This is a genomic window from Enterococcus sp. DIV1767 (genome assembly GCF_050542585.1).
GTDB lineage: Bacteria > Bacillota > Bacilli > Lactobacillales > Enterococcaceae > Enterococcus_D > Enterococcus_D innesii.
The window spans coordinates 3,219,209-3,233,225 of the sequence record NZ_CP172936.1 but is presented as its reverse complement, the minus strand read 5'-3'; the positions used below and the strand labels follow the sequence as shown (position 1 = coordinate 3,233,225).

Sequence of the window (14,017 nt, the reverse complement as noted above, 5' to 3'; positions counted from 1 at the left end):
CTGACTTGTGATAGTATTAATTATTATGGTCTAAATATATTTTTTTAGAGAAGAACGTTTTACATAAACGAAAAGGAAATCTTAGAACGTTGTCGTGAGGGAATTCTTAGGAAAATTCGTCTTGCATCGAGGGTTTTTGTTTGTCAGTCATGGTTTGTTGGGGAGTAAGTGAAGGGAAAGTATGTGTAGAAAGGGCCTGTTTTTACTGCGCTTGTTTGTTTCATGAGTAACGTACTGCTATCTTTTTCTGTAAATTGGTTGTAACTATTCTGAATGAATATAGATTTACACTGGAGGAAAAACAGTCATGTATAAAGAAGACTTACTGGATAAGGACTTGAAATTAGAGTATATCTTGCTCAAATTTTTGTATTTATCGACCGGTCATATCAAAAAAAGTGATGCGTGTCGGGAATTAGATATTACGATGCCGACCTTGACGAAATTATCAGAGAGCCTTCAACGGCAACTAAAAAATGAGAAGGTCTCTTTTATCATCAACCGTTATACGTTGGAACTGCAAGTAACCGATAGTGTTTCACTGGATGATTTGACCGACACGCTATTGAAAAAATCTGCTAAATATCAAATCATCCATTATTTGTTTCAACATGCAGGCTATGATGCCTTCGTCTTGGCTGATGAATTAAACATAAGTGTGGGGACCCTCAATCGATTGATCGCTGAGTGCAATCAGTTGTTGCAGCATTTTGAATTAAAGATCAGAAACAAAAAACTAGTTGGAACGATGACACAACGCATTTATTTTTACTATAATTTTTTCAAAATGGGTGCAACAACGATCGATTCTGTTTTGATCGATGACCTGGTTGCGGAGTTAGCGAAAAAAATAACCTTATCGATTGCCCAACAAAAGCAGCTGAAGATCTGGTTGTATGTAATTATGAAAAAAGTCACGTCTCACACGACCTTGGGAAGTTTAAGTCCGGAAGAACAAACCAAAATCGAGCGTTGCCAAGAGATGCCCCTCTGTCACTTTATTCGACAGATCTATGCTTCTAAAAAATGTATCTGCTCAGTAGATGAAGCGAAGATCGTGCCATTCTTTATCTGTCTCTTCCTCATTACGGTGGGCGGGATTCCTTACGAGGAACTTCGCTTAGGACTGTACACTAATAAAAATCCCGTCTTTGAGATCACCGATGAAGTCATGGCAGCAATCCAGTCCATTTATCGTCTTGATGCCTCGCATACGACGATCGATATCAAAGCCAATGTCTTTTCCTTAATCGCACAAGTTTATTACTTTCATGGAGTGAATTATTCCATCGATCGAGTCACGCTAAATTATTACCACAAAATGTTTCACAATTCTTTGCGGGATCAAGTGATCTCAGACATTCTTGAACACATTATTGCACCGACCAACTTGTTTACGCCCACGAAACTCAACTATCTCAAGAAACGCCTAGTCTTTTTAATTTATATGTTATCACCTAAAGAAGAGTATCGGGTACGGATCGGGGTCTTAAATATGTGCTCCAGTCTTTTGGCGGATGCTTCGATTTACTTGTTAAAAAATGAACTAAAAGGCAAGCAAAATGTTGTTGTTTTACCCTATACTCCGGACGAGACGTTTGATTTGTTGATTTCCAATGCCAATCTCCCCCAATTAGGGAACAATTATGACCAATTTTATCAAGTGACCGCCATTGGTGCCGATTTAGACGTCAATCAGGTTTCTGCGATCGTCGATCAAATTGCTTATTCTAAGTATCATTCTTTTGTGGTGTGAGCAGTCATTTTTTAGTTGAAAAGCAGCGAGTCAACGGATAGGTGATTCGCTACTTTTTCAATTATCTGCGAAGTAGGGAAAGGAAACGGCACTTGAATTGCTCTTGTCATTGATGCCGAGATGAAAACAGAGTCAGTCAAGCAGCTTTCTGCTAGATAAATGTGTCCAGTATCCTTGTATAACGTATCGCAACAGAGCAGAAGACATCAAGCGTGAAAATAACAGAAGGGATTCAAAATACTGATTTTGGAAAGATGTAAAAAAAGACCCACATAATGATGTGAGTCTGCAGTCGTTAGTTGGCTCTATCAATATCAACAAACCGACTAGCTATATTTTTCCAAAAACGGAAGTGTGATAAAATAGAATTCAACTAATAGTTTAGTTCTGATTTTCTCTATTCCGCACTCCGTTCATCAAAAAGTTAATCTCAAGGAAGTTATATTAATGTTCGAGAGAAGAAAAAATCAAACAATTAAGGCAATCTAAAATGATGACTCAAAAAAGCTTAACAGAAATTCTGAACGATAATTTTTTATTAAGGAACTAATGAAAGCGTTCTAATAAGCGCTGAGATAGAACTCAACCAATAGTTTAGTCCTCATTCCCTCTATTCAACGATCCGTTCATTGAAAAGATAATCTGAAGGGAATTATATTAATGTTAGATTTAGGAAAAAATATCAAAGAATTAAGACAATCGAAAAAAATGACCCAAAAAAGTTTAGCAAGAATTTTGAACGTTACGCCACAAGCTGTATCAAAGTGGGAAAGAAATGAGAGCAATCCAGACATTCAGACGCTTATATCTTTGAGTAACTACTTCAATGTTTCTGTTGACGAGATTTTAGGAAGGAAAAGACCTACTTTTTTTGAGACTCTTTTTTCTAAAATGAAAGGATACCAGAACATGGAAAAAACAGGAGATTTAATTAAAACAAAAGATTCAGAAGAAGAAAAGAAGTGGAAAAAAGTTGTTATTTTTGATATCGTCTTTAGCTTCATTGCGGACCAAGGGCTTTTACAAACGCAGGCTTTAAGTAGGAAACTGGAGATGCTTATGCAGAAAAGAGGACATAAAGTTTTAATTGAGACCTATAATTCGAATCAGGTAAATCAATATGGCGGTGAAGCCGATCTTATTTTGCTGACTCCATCTTTCGGGTATGCGAAAAACGAAATTGAACAGAATTTTCCTACAACACCAGTCATAGCTATTTCAAAAAAAGATTACGGGATGCTTAATGTTGAAAAATTGTACAAAGAGATAGAAAATGCATTCGATCGATAGCGGATCTCAAAAGATTTGCTATTTTTGTTTTACGTTTCACTTTGGGACTTTGGTTGGTTCAGCAACCTTATCCGCTATTTCGTTTAATTGAGTTTCTGTTCGTAGACTCAAAGTTGTGCGACACCACTTCCTGCACCTTGTCATTACTGTACTCGGCTTGTGGTTCGCTGCACTTGCCAGTAACTATCTGCGAGTGGTTTTGTACCAGCTAGATAAGTGCCATCCATGTCCAGTAGACTCAAAAAAAGATGAAAGTCATTAGCAAAAAAATCTGAGCCAGAATGTGATTTTTTCTGACCCAGATTTGATATTGTGCAACTCATTAGTCCTTATTAACAAAAGCTCATTAGTTCTGATTTTCTAATTTTTCTAGAATCTTTTTGGGAATTGCGTCTTTTTCAACGCCATTCGGGCCTTTTATTGTCCGCTTTTCACTGATCACCGCTTTTACATATGAATTTGGTGTTAGTGGTTTTGCGTTATCTTCTGATAATGAAACCTCGAGTGTTTGTGTGCTACCATCTTCTTTTACAAAGTTTAACGTGTAATCGTAAGAATACCAAGGCGACTGGTCGCCGATGCCACTTTTACTTTCATGCTCTACCTTAGGCGGAATCTCAGATGGGACATACGCGTAAGCTGTTTGTCCTGAGTAGGTGGATTGATAATATTCATAGCCTTTGTATCCGGCAAACCCTAAAAGTACGACTAAGACGAATCCGATTATTTTTTTCATATAAACCATCCTTATCCTCAAATATGGAGCTATTATAACAGAATGGTTCTATAGATGACCTTTCATCAAACGAACAGTTTTGCAAGGAGAAACGTTACTAGCCAGTCTAGGAAAGGTGGGGAACGTCGCTAATAATGGGTTCTATCTATAAATCGTCAGGGGATTGTTGCTTAGAGTGACTAGAAATAAGTGCGGAATCAGGCGAAAAGACCTTAATAAAAAAACACAGCATGGAAAATGTTTCTTTTTTGTATGCTCACCAGCAGACTATTTGATGAGACGTGCCGTTTGTTTTTTCACTATAGAAAGGCGAAAGAGGGCGCACCAGTTTCATAAAAAACCAGCAAAGGCGCTCCGTAAGAGACCGTCTTTGCTGGTTTTTTCTACCGAAAATGCTTGAGAGCAGTCCATGGCAGCTTTTTATGGCTCGATTTTACTATACAAATCGAGGGCTCTTTTTCTGGCTTCGTTGTGATCAACTATAGGCAACGGATAGTTGGTGCCTAAAACTACCTTTAGGTCGGCTTGTTCTTCGTCAGTCATCAGGTAAGGTTCGTGGATGAATTTTAGCGGCAACTGGGCGAGTTCGGGAACAAATTGTTTGATAAACGTCCCCTCTTTGTCGAATTTTTTCCCCTGAGTGATGGGGTTGAAAATTCGAAAGTAAGGAACCGCATCGGTGCCAGTCGAAGCTGCCCACTGCCAGCCGCCGATATTGCTGGCAGCGTCGTAGTCGATCAATTGTCGAGCAAAATAGGCTTCTCCTTGCCGCCAATCGATCAGTAGATCTTTGGTTAGAAAGGAAGCGACGATCATCCGTAGACGGTTATGCATCCAACCGGTTTGATTCAGCTGCCGCATCGCGGCATCAATGATCGGATAGCCGGTTTGCCCTGCTTGCCATTTGTTTAGCGCCTCTTCATCCTTTTGCCAATCCATATTTCGATATTTCTCAATGAGTTCATAGTTTTTTTGCTCCGGATGAGTGAAGTAGATCATATGATAAAAATCTCGCCATGCCAGTTCTTTTAAAAAGGTCGCTTTGCCAGTGCTGGGTGGCATTCCTTGGCAAGCGGCCCAAACCTTCCGAATAGAGAGTTGTCCAAAAGACAAGAAAGGAGACAGGCGGCTGGTTCCTTTGATTGAAGGGAGATCTCGATCTTTTTCATAGGCGGCCAAACGCTTTTGCACAAAGGCCTGCAATTGTTTATGCGCATAGTCTTCCCCAACGATCGTTGAAAAATCGGTCTTTCTATTTTTTAGCAGCTTAGCAAGCAACGCTGTCCCTGCTTTAAAGTGAGATGCATCATCAAAATCAACGGCTTTTTCAAAATCAAGGGCCTGCTTTTGATAGACCGGTTTGGGCAGCTGGATCCATTTCTTATAATAGGGCGTAAATTTTTTGTAATACGTCCCGTCCTCTTTGGTGACTTCCGTTGGTTGGTGCAGATGATGTTCTTCAAAGGAATGGACAGTGACGCCTTTTTTCTCGACCAATTCTTTTATGTAGAGGTCGCGTTTACGACCATATCCACGGTTATCAAAGTTGAAGTACAGTTGGCTCCATTCTGGATAGCAAGCGAACAACTGATCAAAGGCTTCTGTCAAAGTCCCCGTCAAGAGGTGGATCGTCAGATTTTGTTTTTTGGCAGCCTCGATAAAGTGAGCAACCGCGCTAAAAAAGTAATCATGGCTTGGTGCATCGGGGAGAAACTGCTTTTCATTGAGATGAAACACACACAACAATTGGTCGTTTGCTTGAAGAGACGCAAGCGCCTCAGTCAGTGCCGTGTTGTCCTCTAAGCGCAGATCCTTTCTAAACCACATCACATGAATTGCCATACAAACCTCCTTGATAGTATAACCGTGCAAAAACGATCGGATTTCGTTTATAGTAATGGAAAGATGGGATTTATTCAAATTTGGCGATTACGCAAAGAAAACTGCTGTTGCAACAAGTCGAGGGACTTACAGGTTTTTCTTTAGTTGGCGCGCCGATTTGAATAGGCGCTTGTCATTTACTGTATCGTTTCTGCAAATCGTCTCTTCTTAATAAATAATAGGTAAAAAATGAGTAGTAGGGGATGAAATGAGTTACATTTGCGTAACGAGAACGTATATAATCATAGTATATAGTGAGGCTTTTTGCTTTAGCATTTATTAATAAGCGCATATTTGGATGGAGTGAAGGATGATCAAAAACAAATTACAGCAATATAAAATTTTAACGATTTTACTGATACTTGTGACGGTTGGATTAATTCTCTTTTTAAATCAAATGATTTATGCTTGGCAGGCCATTGAAATTTTGGCGATTCTTCTTTGTGGCTACTTAGTGGTTTTTGATCAAAGGGATGGAACTTCGAAGATTGCTTGGATCTTAGCTTTATTGTTTTTACCGATTGTAGGAGTCATGTTGTATTATTTAATTGGCCGCGAACCTCGATTAAGGAAATTGCCCAAACAGCAGATACAAAATGAACGGGAAGTACAGCGAACGGTTTCGGCTATTCTGCAAGAACATTCAGAGATCATTCATGAGAAACATGATCTCTCCAATGAGATTTTTCATCTTTCGGGCAAGTATCCCACAACTAATAATCATCTGACCCTATTAAACGAAGGCACTGAGGCGTTCGCTTCTTTGTTAGAAGATATCAAAAAAGCCAAGCATCATGTGCATGTGTTTTTTTATATCGTTAAAGGGGATGAAACAGGGGAGGAGCTGACAAATATTTTGGTCGAAAAGGCCAAACAAGGGGTGGAAGTTCGGTTTATGTATGATAGCGTGGGGTCGATCGCCTTTCCTAATCAATTGTTATTAATGATGCGAAAGAATGGGGTAGAGGTACGCACGTATGATTTGTTGAACTCGCCTTGGCTAAGTAATAAAGCGAACTGGCGCAATCACCGTAAAATGGTCGTTATTGATGGGGGGATTGCACATACAGGAGGCATGAATATTGGAAATGAATATAGTGGGCGAGGCAGTAAGTTTTCTTATTGGCGAGACACAAACATCCGGATAGAAGGACCTGCTGTTCTAGAAGTTCAAGAGTGCTTTATTTATGATTGGCTCTTTCTTGATGAGACGGAAGAAACGGTCACTCATTTTTTGACACAGACAGCTACGTATTTTCCGTTGAAGACCGACGTTCAAAGCGGTTCGGAAATCGTTCAGGTAATCTACGGCGGACCCTATGATAGCGAGCGAATCATTAAGGATTCCTTTAATGATCTCATTGGAAAGGCAACGGATTCGATTAAGATCGCCATGCCTTACTTTATTCCTGATGAAGAAAGTTTAGGTGCGCTTAGAAGAGCAGCACGGTGCGGGATCAACGTGCAATTGATCGTGCCGGGAAAAGGGGATCGAGGAATTTCTTTTCATGGCACGAATTCGTTTATTGATGACCTATTATCTGCCGGCGTCGAAGTCTACACCTATGATGAGACTGCTTTTATTCACTGTAAATATATGATCGTCGATGAGTTTGCTGCAACGATCGGGTCAACAAATTTTGATATTCGTAGTTTTTACCTTAACCATGAGTTATCGATGTTCATCTATGGGCCGTCTAAAATAATCACAGAGTTAAATCAGCAATTTATGGAAGACTTAGCTCATGCAAAATTAGTAGAAAAAGAAGAATGGCAAGCCAGAAGCCTTTTGACGAAAACAAAAGAAAAAATCAGTGGCTTGTTTGTTCCGATTCTTTGAAGGAAGATAGTGAACAAAAGAAAAAACTCGATTCCATCATCTGGAATCGAGTTTTTTGCGTTATTTTCTTCTAGCAGCTCGAAAATAATTGATCCCGGTTCCTGCAAATACTACGAAACTAGCCAATAGGAACAAAAATCCTACGGGGATTAGATAGAAATTTTCATGTAAAATGCCGGATTGATCGATGTATTCTACGGCGCTTGCTTTGATGAAGAAGCAGGCAAAGCCGAATAGTAGTAAAAATGTTCCGATCAAGGTCGTGATCAAATTGAGTTTGGCGCGTCGAGTCTCGCTGCCGTCTTTGATTAGTTTTTCAGTGATCTTGTTCACTTGAGTTCCTCCTAAAATCAATTCATCAAGCGAGAGTTGAAAAATTGTGGCGATGGCAATCAACATTTCTAAATCTGGTAGATTGCGATTGTTTTCCCAGTTCGAAACGGCTTGTCTTGTCACGTGTAGTTGAGTGGCAAATTGTTCTTGGGTCAAGTTATTTCTTGTGCGTACTTCTTTGATTTTTTCGCCAAATTCCATCTTTTTTTCCTTTCGCTGATGTGACTTAAGCATAGTCGAAACCCACGCTGATTCCAAGAAAGCAGGGCTTGCTTCTTGATAAATCAAGGGAAAGTGGTGCTTGCGTCGTTTTTTATCTGCTGTTTTTTTGAGAGGAGCATCGTTTTTATTCTGAGGTCGTGAAAAACGTCTTTGACGAAGTGATCTTGTAGTGTGTTATTTTTTACTGCATATCTTTTTGTTTATTATAGCACTGAGGCTGAGGGGAAGGAAATATGTGGCTTTTTTTCCTCTTGCTTGATTGGTACATGTCCGATACATGACAGTTTATCGAGTGGGGAGCAACGCAACAGCAAGGTTCTTTTCTTAAAGAAATTCACTTAGTTGACAAATAGGGAAACATCTTGTTTAATATACCCCGAGGGGTATACGAAAGGAGCAAGAAATGTTTTCACTATTTAAGCGCATACCAAGTATGTCAACAGCTGATTTACAAAAAGAAGGAGCCAAAGAATGGACGGTTCTGGATGTACGCACGCCGGCGGAGTACCGCAGTGGGCATATTGCCTATGCGAAAAATGTACCGTTAAACAAGATTGCGGGATTTACTCAAAAAGGTGACAAGAAACTGGCAGTCATTTGCCAATCAGGGATGCGAAGCAAACAAGCAGCCAAAATCCTAAGTAAAAAAGGTTTTGACGTGGTCAACGTTCGTGGTGGCATGAATCAATGGCGCGGAACAACCAAAGGAGGAAAGTAATGATGGAAAAAATAGTTATTGTCGGTGGGGTAGCAGGGGGAATGTCGGCAGCCACGCGCTTACGTCGGCTTAAAGAAGCAGCGGAGATCATTGTTTTTGAAAAAGGTCCTTTTGTCTCTTTTGCGAATTGTGGGCTGCCGTATGCTATTTCTGGTGAGATCAAAGAGCGAGACGCCTTATTGGTCCAAACACCTGAGGCATTAAAAAAACGGTTTAACCTAGATGTGCGGCCTCTTCATGAGGTACTGGCGATCGATCCGCAGGAGAAAACGGTGACGGTCAAACATGGCGAACAGGTCTTCACGGAATCTTATGATGCGTTGATTTTATCACCGGGGGCAAAACCGCTAGTACCAGCGATCAAAGGGCTAGAAGAAGCAACCAACGCCTTTTCTTTGCGCAATGTTCCTGACTTAGACCAAATCATGGCGCATCTTGAAGACAAAAAGCCTCAAAAAGCGACGATCATTGGCGCTGGGTTTATTGGGTTAGAAGTCGCTGAAAATTTACATAAAAAAGGCCTCGAAGTTACGATCGTAGAAAAAGCACCCCACGTATTGCCACCTTTGGACGAAGAAATGGCTGCGTATATCAAAAATGAATTGATCAAGCAAGGAGTCAAAGTTTTGACCTCGCAGTCAGCGACCGCTTTTGAAAAAGCAGGGCAAGAAATCGTTCTGGAGGATGGCACGGTCCTAGCTTCAGACGTCACGATTCTTTCGGTAGGTATCCAACCAGAAACGAATTTGGCGAAACGTGCTGGTATTGAATTGGGACACCGGGGGGGTATCCTGGTAGATGAGCAATACCAAACCAGCAAGAAAGACATTTACGCGGTGGGAGATGCCATCGTTGTGAAACAACAAATCACTAACGAAGACACGCTGATCTCCTTGGCGTCACCAGCCAATCGCCAAGGTCGGCAAGTTGCGGATGTATTGGGAGGACTGACTCGCAAAAACAAAGGCAGTATTGGGACGGCGATCGTGCGCGTATTCGATCTTGCCGCAGCGTCTACTGGGTTGAGTGAGCGCAGCGCCAAACTGGCGGGGCTAAATCCCCAGGTGGTTCATCTTTCAGGCAAAGACCATGCTGGGTATTATCCTGATGCGACGGATATTTATTTGAAATTGATTTTTGATGCTGATACTGGAAAAATCTACGGTGCGCAAGGCATCGGTGCCAAAGGGGTCGATAAACGGATCGATATTTTAGCAACAGCGATCAAAGGCGGCTTAACGATCTTTGACTTGCCTGAACTGGAATTTACCTATGCACCGCCTTTTGGCTCAGCCAAAGATCCAGTGAATATGATTGGCTATGCAGCGATCAATCTGGCGGAAGGAATCAGTGCGAATATCCAATGGCACGAATTGACGGAGGCCTTAGAAAACGGTAAGCAGTTGTTGGATGTTCGTTCAGAAATGGAATTAGCCAATAATGGACGTTTTCAACAAGCGCTCCACATTCCGTTAGATGAATTGAGGGATCGGTTGTCTGAATTGGATCCAAGCGTTTCGTATGTCGTTACGTGTCATAGCGGATTGAGAAGCTACATTGCCGAACGCATCTTAAAACAAGCGGGCATCAATTGTCAAAACCTCGATGGTGCCTTTTCGTTGTATAATACTATTAAGCCGGAGATGATTATTCATGATTAAAGCCATATCTATGGACGAATTTACCCAAAAAGAAAAACGTGAGGCGCTTGAGATCCTTGATGTCAGAGAAGTTGATGAGTTTGCACAAGGACACATCAAAACAGCACAAAACCTACCGTTGAGCGAGCTTACGGAACAAATCAGCGACTTAGAGAAGGATAAAAATTACTATGTCATCTGTCATTCAGGGGCTCGTTCGCAAATGGCGTCTGAGTTTTTGAACCAGCAAGGGTTTCAAGTGACCAATGTCCTCGGTGGCATGTCAGCATGGAGAGGAGAAATCAAACGATGACCGCATGCAACAAAGATATTTTGAATCGGTTAAAACGAACCGAAGGCCAGTTGCGGGGGATTCAAAAAATGATCGAAGACGAGAAAGAATGCGTCGATGTCATCACGCAATTGTCCGCCGTCAGTTCCAGCGTCAACCGTATTATGGGGATCATTGTCGCTGAAAATTTGAAAAATTGTTTGGAAAATCCAGACAGCGACACGGAAACCCAAAAGCAGAAAATCGATCAAGCCGTTCAGCTGATCGTGAAGAAATAACGGAATTTTTGACAGTGTTACGATTTAATTTCGTTTGAAAGAGTCTGTTTGTCATCTAGATATAAGATTCGAAGCTGACCGCAAAAGAAGGTAAATACCTATTTTGCGGTTTTTTGTACAAAAAAAATGATTGCGTTTTCTTTTTTTGGATGCTATGATTAATTTAAGAAATAAATAGTGATTTTTTTTATGTGTATGTGACTGTACGGCAGGCAAGGCATAATAAAATCAATTTTGCGAAGGTTCGCAGATTTGATTTTATTATGCCTTTTTTTACGCTCAGAAAGGAGGAAGGAGAAGAATACATGTATTTGATTAAGAAGGTTTTGAATGTAAACGTTATTATTGTTGAGAAAGACAATAAAGATGTTATTGCTTTTGGCAAGGGTATCGGTTATCAGCAAAAGAAAGGTCAATTGATTTCGGAAGAGAAAATCTCTAAATTTTATCTTCCGATTGAAGATAATCGAATGGAGTCCTTGATCACTTTTATGAACAATGTACCTGTAAAGTATATCGAGCTAGCGTATGAAGTCATCCAAGAAGCGGAGAAATATCTAGATACGGAGTTATCTGCTAATACACTCTTTTCACTGACCGATCATATTTATTTTACTGTCGAGAGGATCAGAGACAATGTCATTATGACTTCTTCAATGTATTGGGAGTTCAAACGATTTTATCCTGAAGAATTTCAGGCTGCTCAAAAAGGTGTTGCCATTATTGAAAAAGCACTTGGTGTTTCTTTGAATGAACAAGAAGCAGCGAACATTACTTTCCATATCATTAACGGAAATAGTCGCTCAGCAATTCATGCCAATGCTATCCAAATCACAAAAATCGTGACAAATATTTTAAAATCTGTACAAATGTTGGTGAAGAAAAAATTGGATAGCCACAGTCTGCACTATGAGCGTCTGGTTACACATGCCAAATTTTTTGCAGAACGCTATTTAACGAACACGATGTTAAACAATGATGCAGTTTTAATAAAGACAGTCTCTACGCTGTATCAAGAACCGATGGCCTATAGTCAGCGAATAAAACGGACTTTAGAAGAAATCTATGAGAAACCAATCACTGAAGAAGAAATTGCATATTTAGCTATTCATATTAATAGACTATTACTATCACAAAATGAGGAGTGAACCAAATGATTGATAAAAAGAAAGAATCAGTAGACAAAATCATTCAATCGATCGGTGGAGAGAAAAATATTAACGCGGTCTATCATTGTGCAACTCGCCTTCGCTTCCAGTTAAAAGATACCACGCAATTCAATCAAGCACAGGCAAAGGAAATTCCAGGAGTACTAGGGACCAAATTGACTGGAGATGAAGTACAATTTGTGATTGGCGGAGAAGTAGGAAATTACTATTCGACTGTAATCAATCAGTATAAAATCACGGAAAAAAACAGTGATGAAGCTGTAGATACACCTAAAAACGGACTTGTGAAACGAATCGTCGAAAATATTGTTGGTGTAATGGCGCCAATCATTACAGCATTGATCGGATTTGGTTTAATTCGGGCGGTTTTAGCTTTACTGGTCCTTTTGGGATTGAGTAGAGAAAGTTTAAATTATCAAATCATCAATATGATTGGAGACGCCGCCTTTTACTTTTTACCTTTTTTAATTGCGGCTAGTGCGGCACGGCAATTTAAAACCAATCTTTATTTAGCATTGGGGATCACAGGCGTCTTATTACATCCAACATTTCAGAGTCTGGTTGCCTCGGATGTTTCTATGCAGCTGTTTGGGCTTCCGATACGTGAAGCCGCTTATTCAGGAACGGTTATCCCAATCATCTTGATAGTCTGGGTTATGAGTTATGTTGATCGTTTATCTGAAAAGATCATTCCAAGTGTTTTAAAAACCATGTTGAAGCCGCTTTTTATCGTGATCATCATGGCTCCGCTCGCACTGATGATCTTAGGACCCATCGGCGCGATTTTTGGAGATGGATTGTTCTTTGTTGTGGATTATCTGCGAGTGACTGTTCCATGGCTCGTGCCGACACTGATGGGCATCTTCACGCCTTTATTAGTAATGGTTGGTATGCACACGGCTTTGACTCCGATTGCGCAAGTCTCCTTTTCAACCGTAGGCTTTGAAATCGTCCAAGGACCAGGTATGTTAGCAAGCAACATTTCGCAAGCGGGTGCCGCCTTTGGGGTATTTGTTAAAACCAAAGATAAACAGATGAAACAAATTGCTTTTTCCAGCGGCATCACGGCGCTGTCTGGTATCACGGAACCTGCGCTGTACGGGGTTAACTTGAAACTGAAAAAACCACTGATTTATGTGATGATCTCAGGTGGAATTGCTGGTTTTTATGCGGGTATCAGCGGACTAGTCCGCTATTCATTCGGATCGCCAGGGCTTTTGACCTTGCCGGTATTTTTCGGAGAGGATGCCTCTAATATTGTAAAAGCAGCCATAACATTGGCGTTAGCTTTTTCGATATCATTTGTTTTGACAGTCATTTTTGGTTTTGAAGAGAGTATTGAAGAAGATATGAAAGCGTTGGAGAAGCCTTCACCGATTGCTTCAGAAAAACGAACAGCGGCTGAAGAAGCATTGATTCAAGGCTTCGTCCGTGGCAGCATTTTGCCGCTGAGTGAAGTAGCTGACGAGGTTTTTGCCACCGAACAAATGGGACCAGGGCTAGCGATCGATCCTGTGTCAGGAGAATTCCATTCACCGATTGAAGGCACGATAACAACTGTCTTTCCAACAAAACATGCCATCGGGTTGCGACATGATAATGGATTAGAAATGTTACTGCATATTGGATTAGATACAGTGAAACTGGATGGAGAGGGATTTGAACTTTTTATTGAGGAAGGTCAGCGAGTAAAGGCGGGTGATTTGCTAGCCCGTGTTGATATTGATTTTATCAAGTCTAAAGGCTACGATCCAACTTCTGTTTTGATTTTTATGAACAATCAGAATGAACCGGTATTTTTTGAGCACGATGAATTGATTGATTACTCGAATAAATTAGTAACAATTATTTAGAAGAAAGAA

12 protein-coding genes are annotated in these 14,017 nt (G+C 40.5%); 9 read left to right on the top strand and 3 right to left on the bottom strand.

What is annotated here, in order from left to right; translation table 11 throughout:
- Nucleotides 1-307: 307 nt before the first annotated feature.
- Both IGI78_RS15330 and IGI78_RS15325 read left to right on the top strand, forming a co-directional pair.
- A complete protein-coding gene (locus tag IGI78_RS15330) occupies nucleotides 308-1,756 on the top strand; it encodes a helix-turn-helix domain-containing protein (protein WP_008380272.1) in 1,449 nt (482 codons plus the stop codon).
- Between the two features lie 660 nt (nucleotides 1,757-2,416).
- Nucleotides 2,417-3,046: a helix-turn-helix domain-containing protein gene (locus IGI78_RS15325; RefSeq protein ID WP_195266283.1), complete on the top strand. Its 630-nt coding sequence runs from the start codon at nucleotides 2,417-2,419 to the stop codon at nucleotides 3,044-3,046.
- A 346-nt stretch (nucleotides 3,047-3,392) separates the two neighbouring features.
- On the opposite strand, the gene IGI78_RS15320 is transcribed toward IGI78_RS15325, so the two are convergent.
- Entirely contained in the window at nucleotides 3,393-3,782 is a 390-nt protein-coding gene (locus IGI78_RS15320) for a YxeA family protein (RefSeq protein WP_229045653.1), read from the bottom strand.
- Between the two features lie 420 nt (nucleotides 3,783-4,202).
- Nucleotides 4,203-5,624 (bottom strand): cryptochrome/photolyase family protein, encoded by a 1,422-nt coding sequence (locus IGI78_RS15315; protein WP_077454100.1) that lies wholly within the window; start codon nucleotides 5,622-5,624, stop codon nucleotides 4,203-4,205.
- Nucleotides 5,625-5,973: 349 nt separating this feature from the next.
- On the opposite strand from IGI78_RS15315, the gene cls reads away from it, so the two are divergent.
- The gene (gene cls / locus IGI78_RS15310; RefSeq protein ID WP_195266282.1) at nucleotides 5,974-7,503 is read left to right on the top strand and encodes a cardiolipin synthase; all 1,530 of its coding nucleotides are present in this window, start codon (nucleotides 5,974-5,976) and stop codon (nucleotides 7,501-7,503) included.
- 60 nt (nucleotides 7,504-7,563) lie between these two features.
- Here the strand turns inward: cls and IGI78_RS15305 are convergent, their stop codons facing one another.
- Nucleotides 7,564-8,037 (bottom strand): DUF3955 domain-containing protein, encoded by a 474-nt coding sequence (locus IGI78_RS15305; RefSeq protein ID WP_077454102.1) that lies wholly within the window; start codon nucleotides 8,035-8,037, stop codon nucleotides 7,564-7,566.
- Nucleotides 8,038-8,461: 424 nt separating this feature from the next.
- Between IGI78_RS15305 and IGI78_RS15300 the strand changes: the two genes are divergently transcribed.
- The 6 genes from IGI78_RS15300 to IGI78_RS15275 all read left to right on the top strand — a co-directional run bounded on the left by IGI78_RS15300 (nucleotide 8,462) and on the right by IGI78_RS15275 (nucleotide 14,008).
- Nucleotides 8,462-8,776 (top strand): rhodanese-like domain-containing protein, encoded by a 315-nt coding sequence (locus IGI78_RS15300; RefSeq protein ID WP_005230579.1) that lies wholly within the window; start codon nucleotides 8,462-8,464, stop codon nucleotides 8,774-8,776.
- 2 nt (nucleotides 8,777-8,778) lie between these two features.
- Nucleotides 8,779-10,437: an FAD-dependent oxidoreductase gene (locus IGI78_RS15295; protein WP_077454113.1), complete on the top strand. Its 1,659-nt coding sequence runs from the start codon at nucleotides 8,779-8,781 to the stop codon at nucleotides 10,435-10,437.
- Entirely contained in the window at nucleotides 10,430-10,729 is a 300-nt protein-coding gene (locus IGI78_RS15290; protein ID WP_077454103.1) for a rhodanese-like domain-containing protein, read from the top strand. Before IGI78_RS15295 ends, IGI78_RS15290 begins: the two co-directional genes overlap by 8 nt.
- Nucleotides 10,726-10,986: a metal-sensitive transcriptional regulator gene (locus tag IGI78_RS15285; RefSeq protein ID WP_005230585.1), complete on the top strand. Its 261-nt coding sequence runs from the start codon at nucleotides 10,726-10,728 to the stop codon at nucleotides 10,984-10,986. Before IGI78_RS15290 ends, IGI78_RS15285 begins: the two co-directional genes overlap by 4 nt.
- 305 nt (nucleotides 10,987-11,291) lie before the next feature.
- Nucleotides 11,292-12,134 (top strand): PRD domain-containing protein, encoded by an 843-nt coding sequence (locus IGI78_RS15280; protein ID WP_042890884.1) that lies wholly within the window; start codon nucleotides 11,292-11,294, stop codon nucleotides 12,132-12,134.
- Between the two features lie 5 nt (nucleotides 12,135-12,139).
- Entirely contained in the window at nucleotides 12,140-14,008 is a 1,869-nt protein-coding gene (locus IGI78_RS15275) for a beta-glucoside-specific PTS transporter subunit IIABC (protein WP_077454104.1), read from the top strand.
- Nucleotides 14,009-14,017: the final 9 nt, after the last annotated feature.

Excerpts from the sequence above, each read along its gene's own strand:
- IGI78_RS15300 (WP_005230579.1), top strand. The coding sequence starts at position 8,462 with ATGTTTTCACTATTTAAGCGCATACCAAGTATGTCAACAGCTGATTTA.
- IGI78_RS15320 (WP_229045653.1), bottom strand. The coding sequence starts at position 3,782 with ATGAAAAAAATAATCGGATTCGTCTTAGTCGTACTTTTAGGGTTTGCC.
- IGI78_RS15290 (WP_077454103.1), top strand. The coding sequence starts at position 10,430 with ATGATTAAAGCCATATCTATGGACGAATTTACCCAAAAAGAAAAACGT.
- IGI78_RS15325 (WP_195266283.1), top strand. The coding sequence starts at position 2,417 with ATGTTAGATTTAGGAAAAAATATCAAAGAATTAAGACAATCGAAAAAA.
- IGI78_RS15285 (WP_005230585.1), top strand. The coding sequence starts at position 10,726 with ATGACCGCATGCAACAAAGATATTTTGAATCGGTTAAAACGAACCGAA.
- IGI78_RS15295 (WP_077454113.1), top strand. The coding sequence starts at position 8,779 with ATGGAAAAAATAGTTATTGTCGGTGGGGTAGCAGGGGGAATGTCGGCA.
- IGI78_RS15305 (WP_077454102.1), bottom strand. The coding sequence starts at position 8,037 with ATGGAATTTGGCGAAAAAATCAAAGAAGTACGCACAAGAAATAACTTG.
- IGI78_RS15330 (WP_008380272.1), top strand. The coding sequence starts at position 308 with ATGTATAAAGAAGACTTACTGGATAAGGACTTGAAATTAGAGTATATC.
- IGI78_RS15315 (WP_077454100.1), bottom strand. The coding sequence starts at position 5,624 with ATGGCAATTCATGTGATGTGGTTTAGAAAGGATCTGCGCTTAGAGGAC.
- IGI78_RS15280 (WP_042890884.1), top strand. The coding sequence starts at position 11,292 with ATGTATTTGATTAAGAAGGTTTTGAATGTAAACGTTATTATTGTTGAG.
- IGI78_RS15275 (WP_077454104.1), top strand. The coding sequence starts at position 12,140 with ATGATTGATAAAAAGAAAGAATCAGTAGACAAAATCATTCAATCGATC.
- cls (WP_195266282.1), top strand. The coding sequence starts at position 5,974 with ATGATCAAAAACAAATTACAGCAATATAAAATTTTAACGATTTTACTG.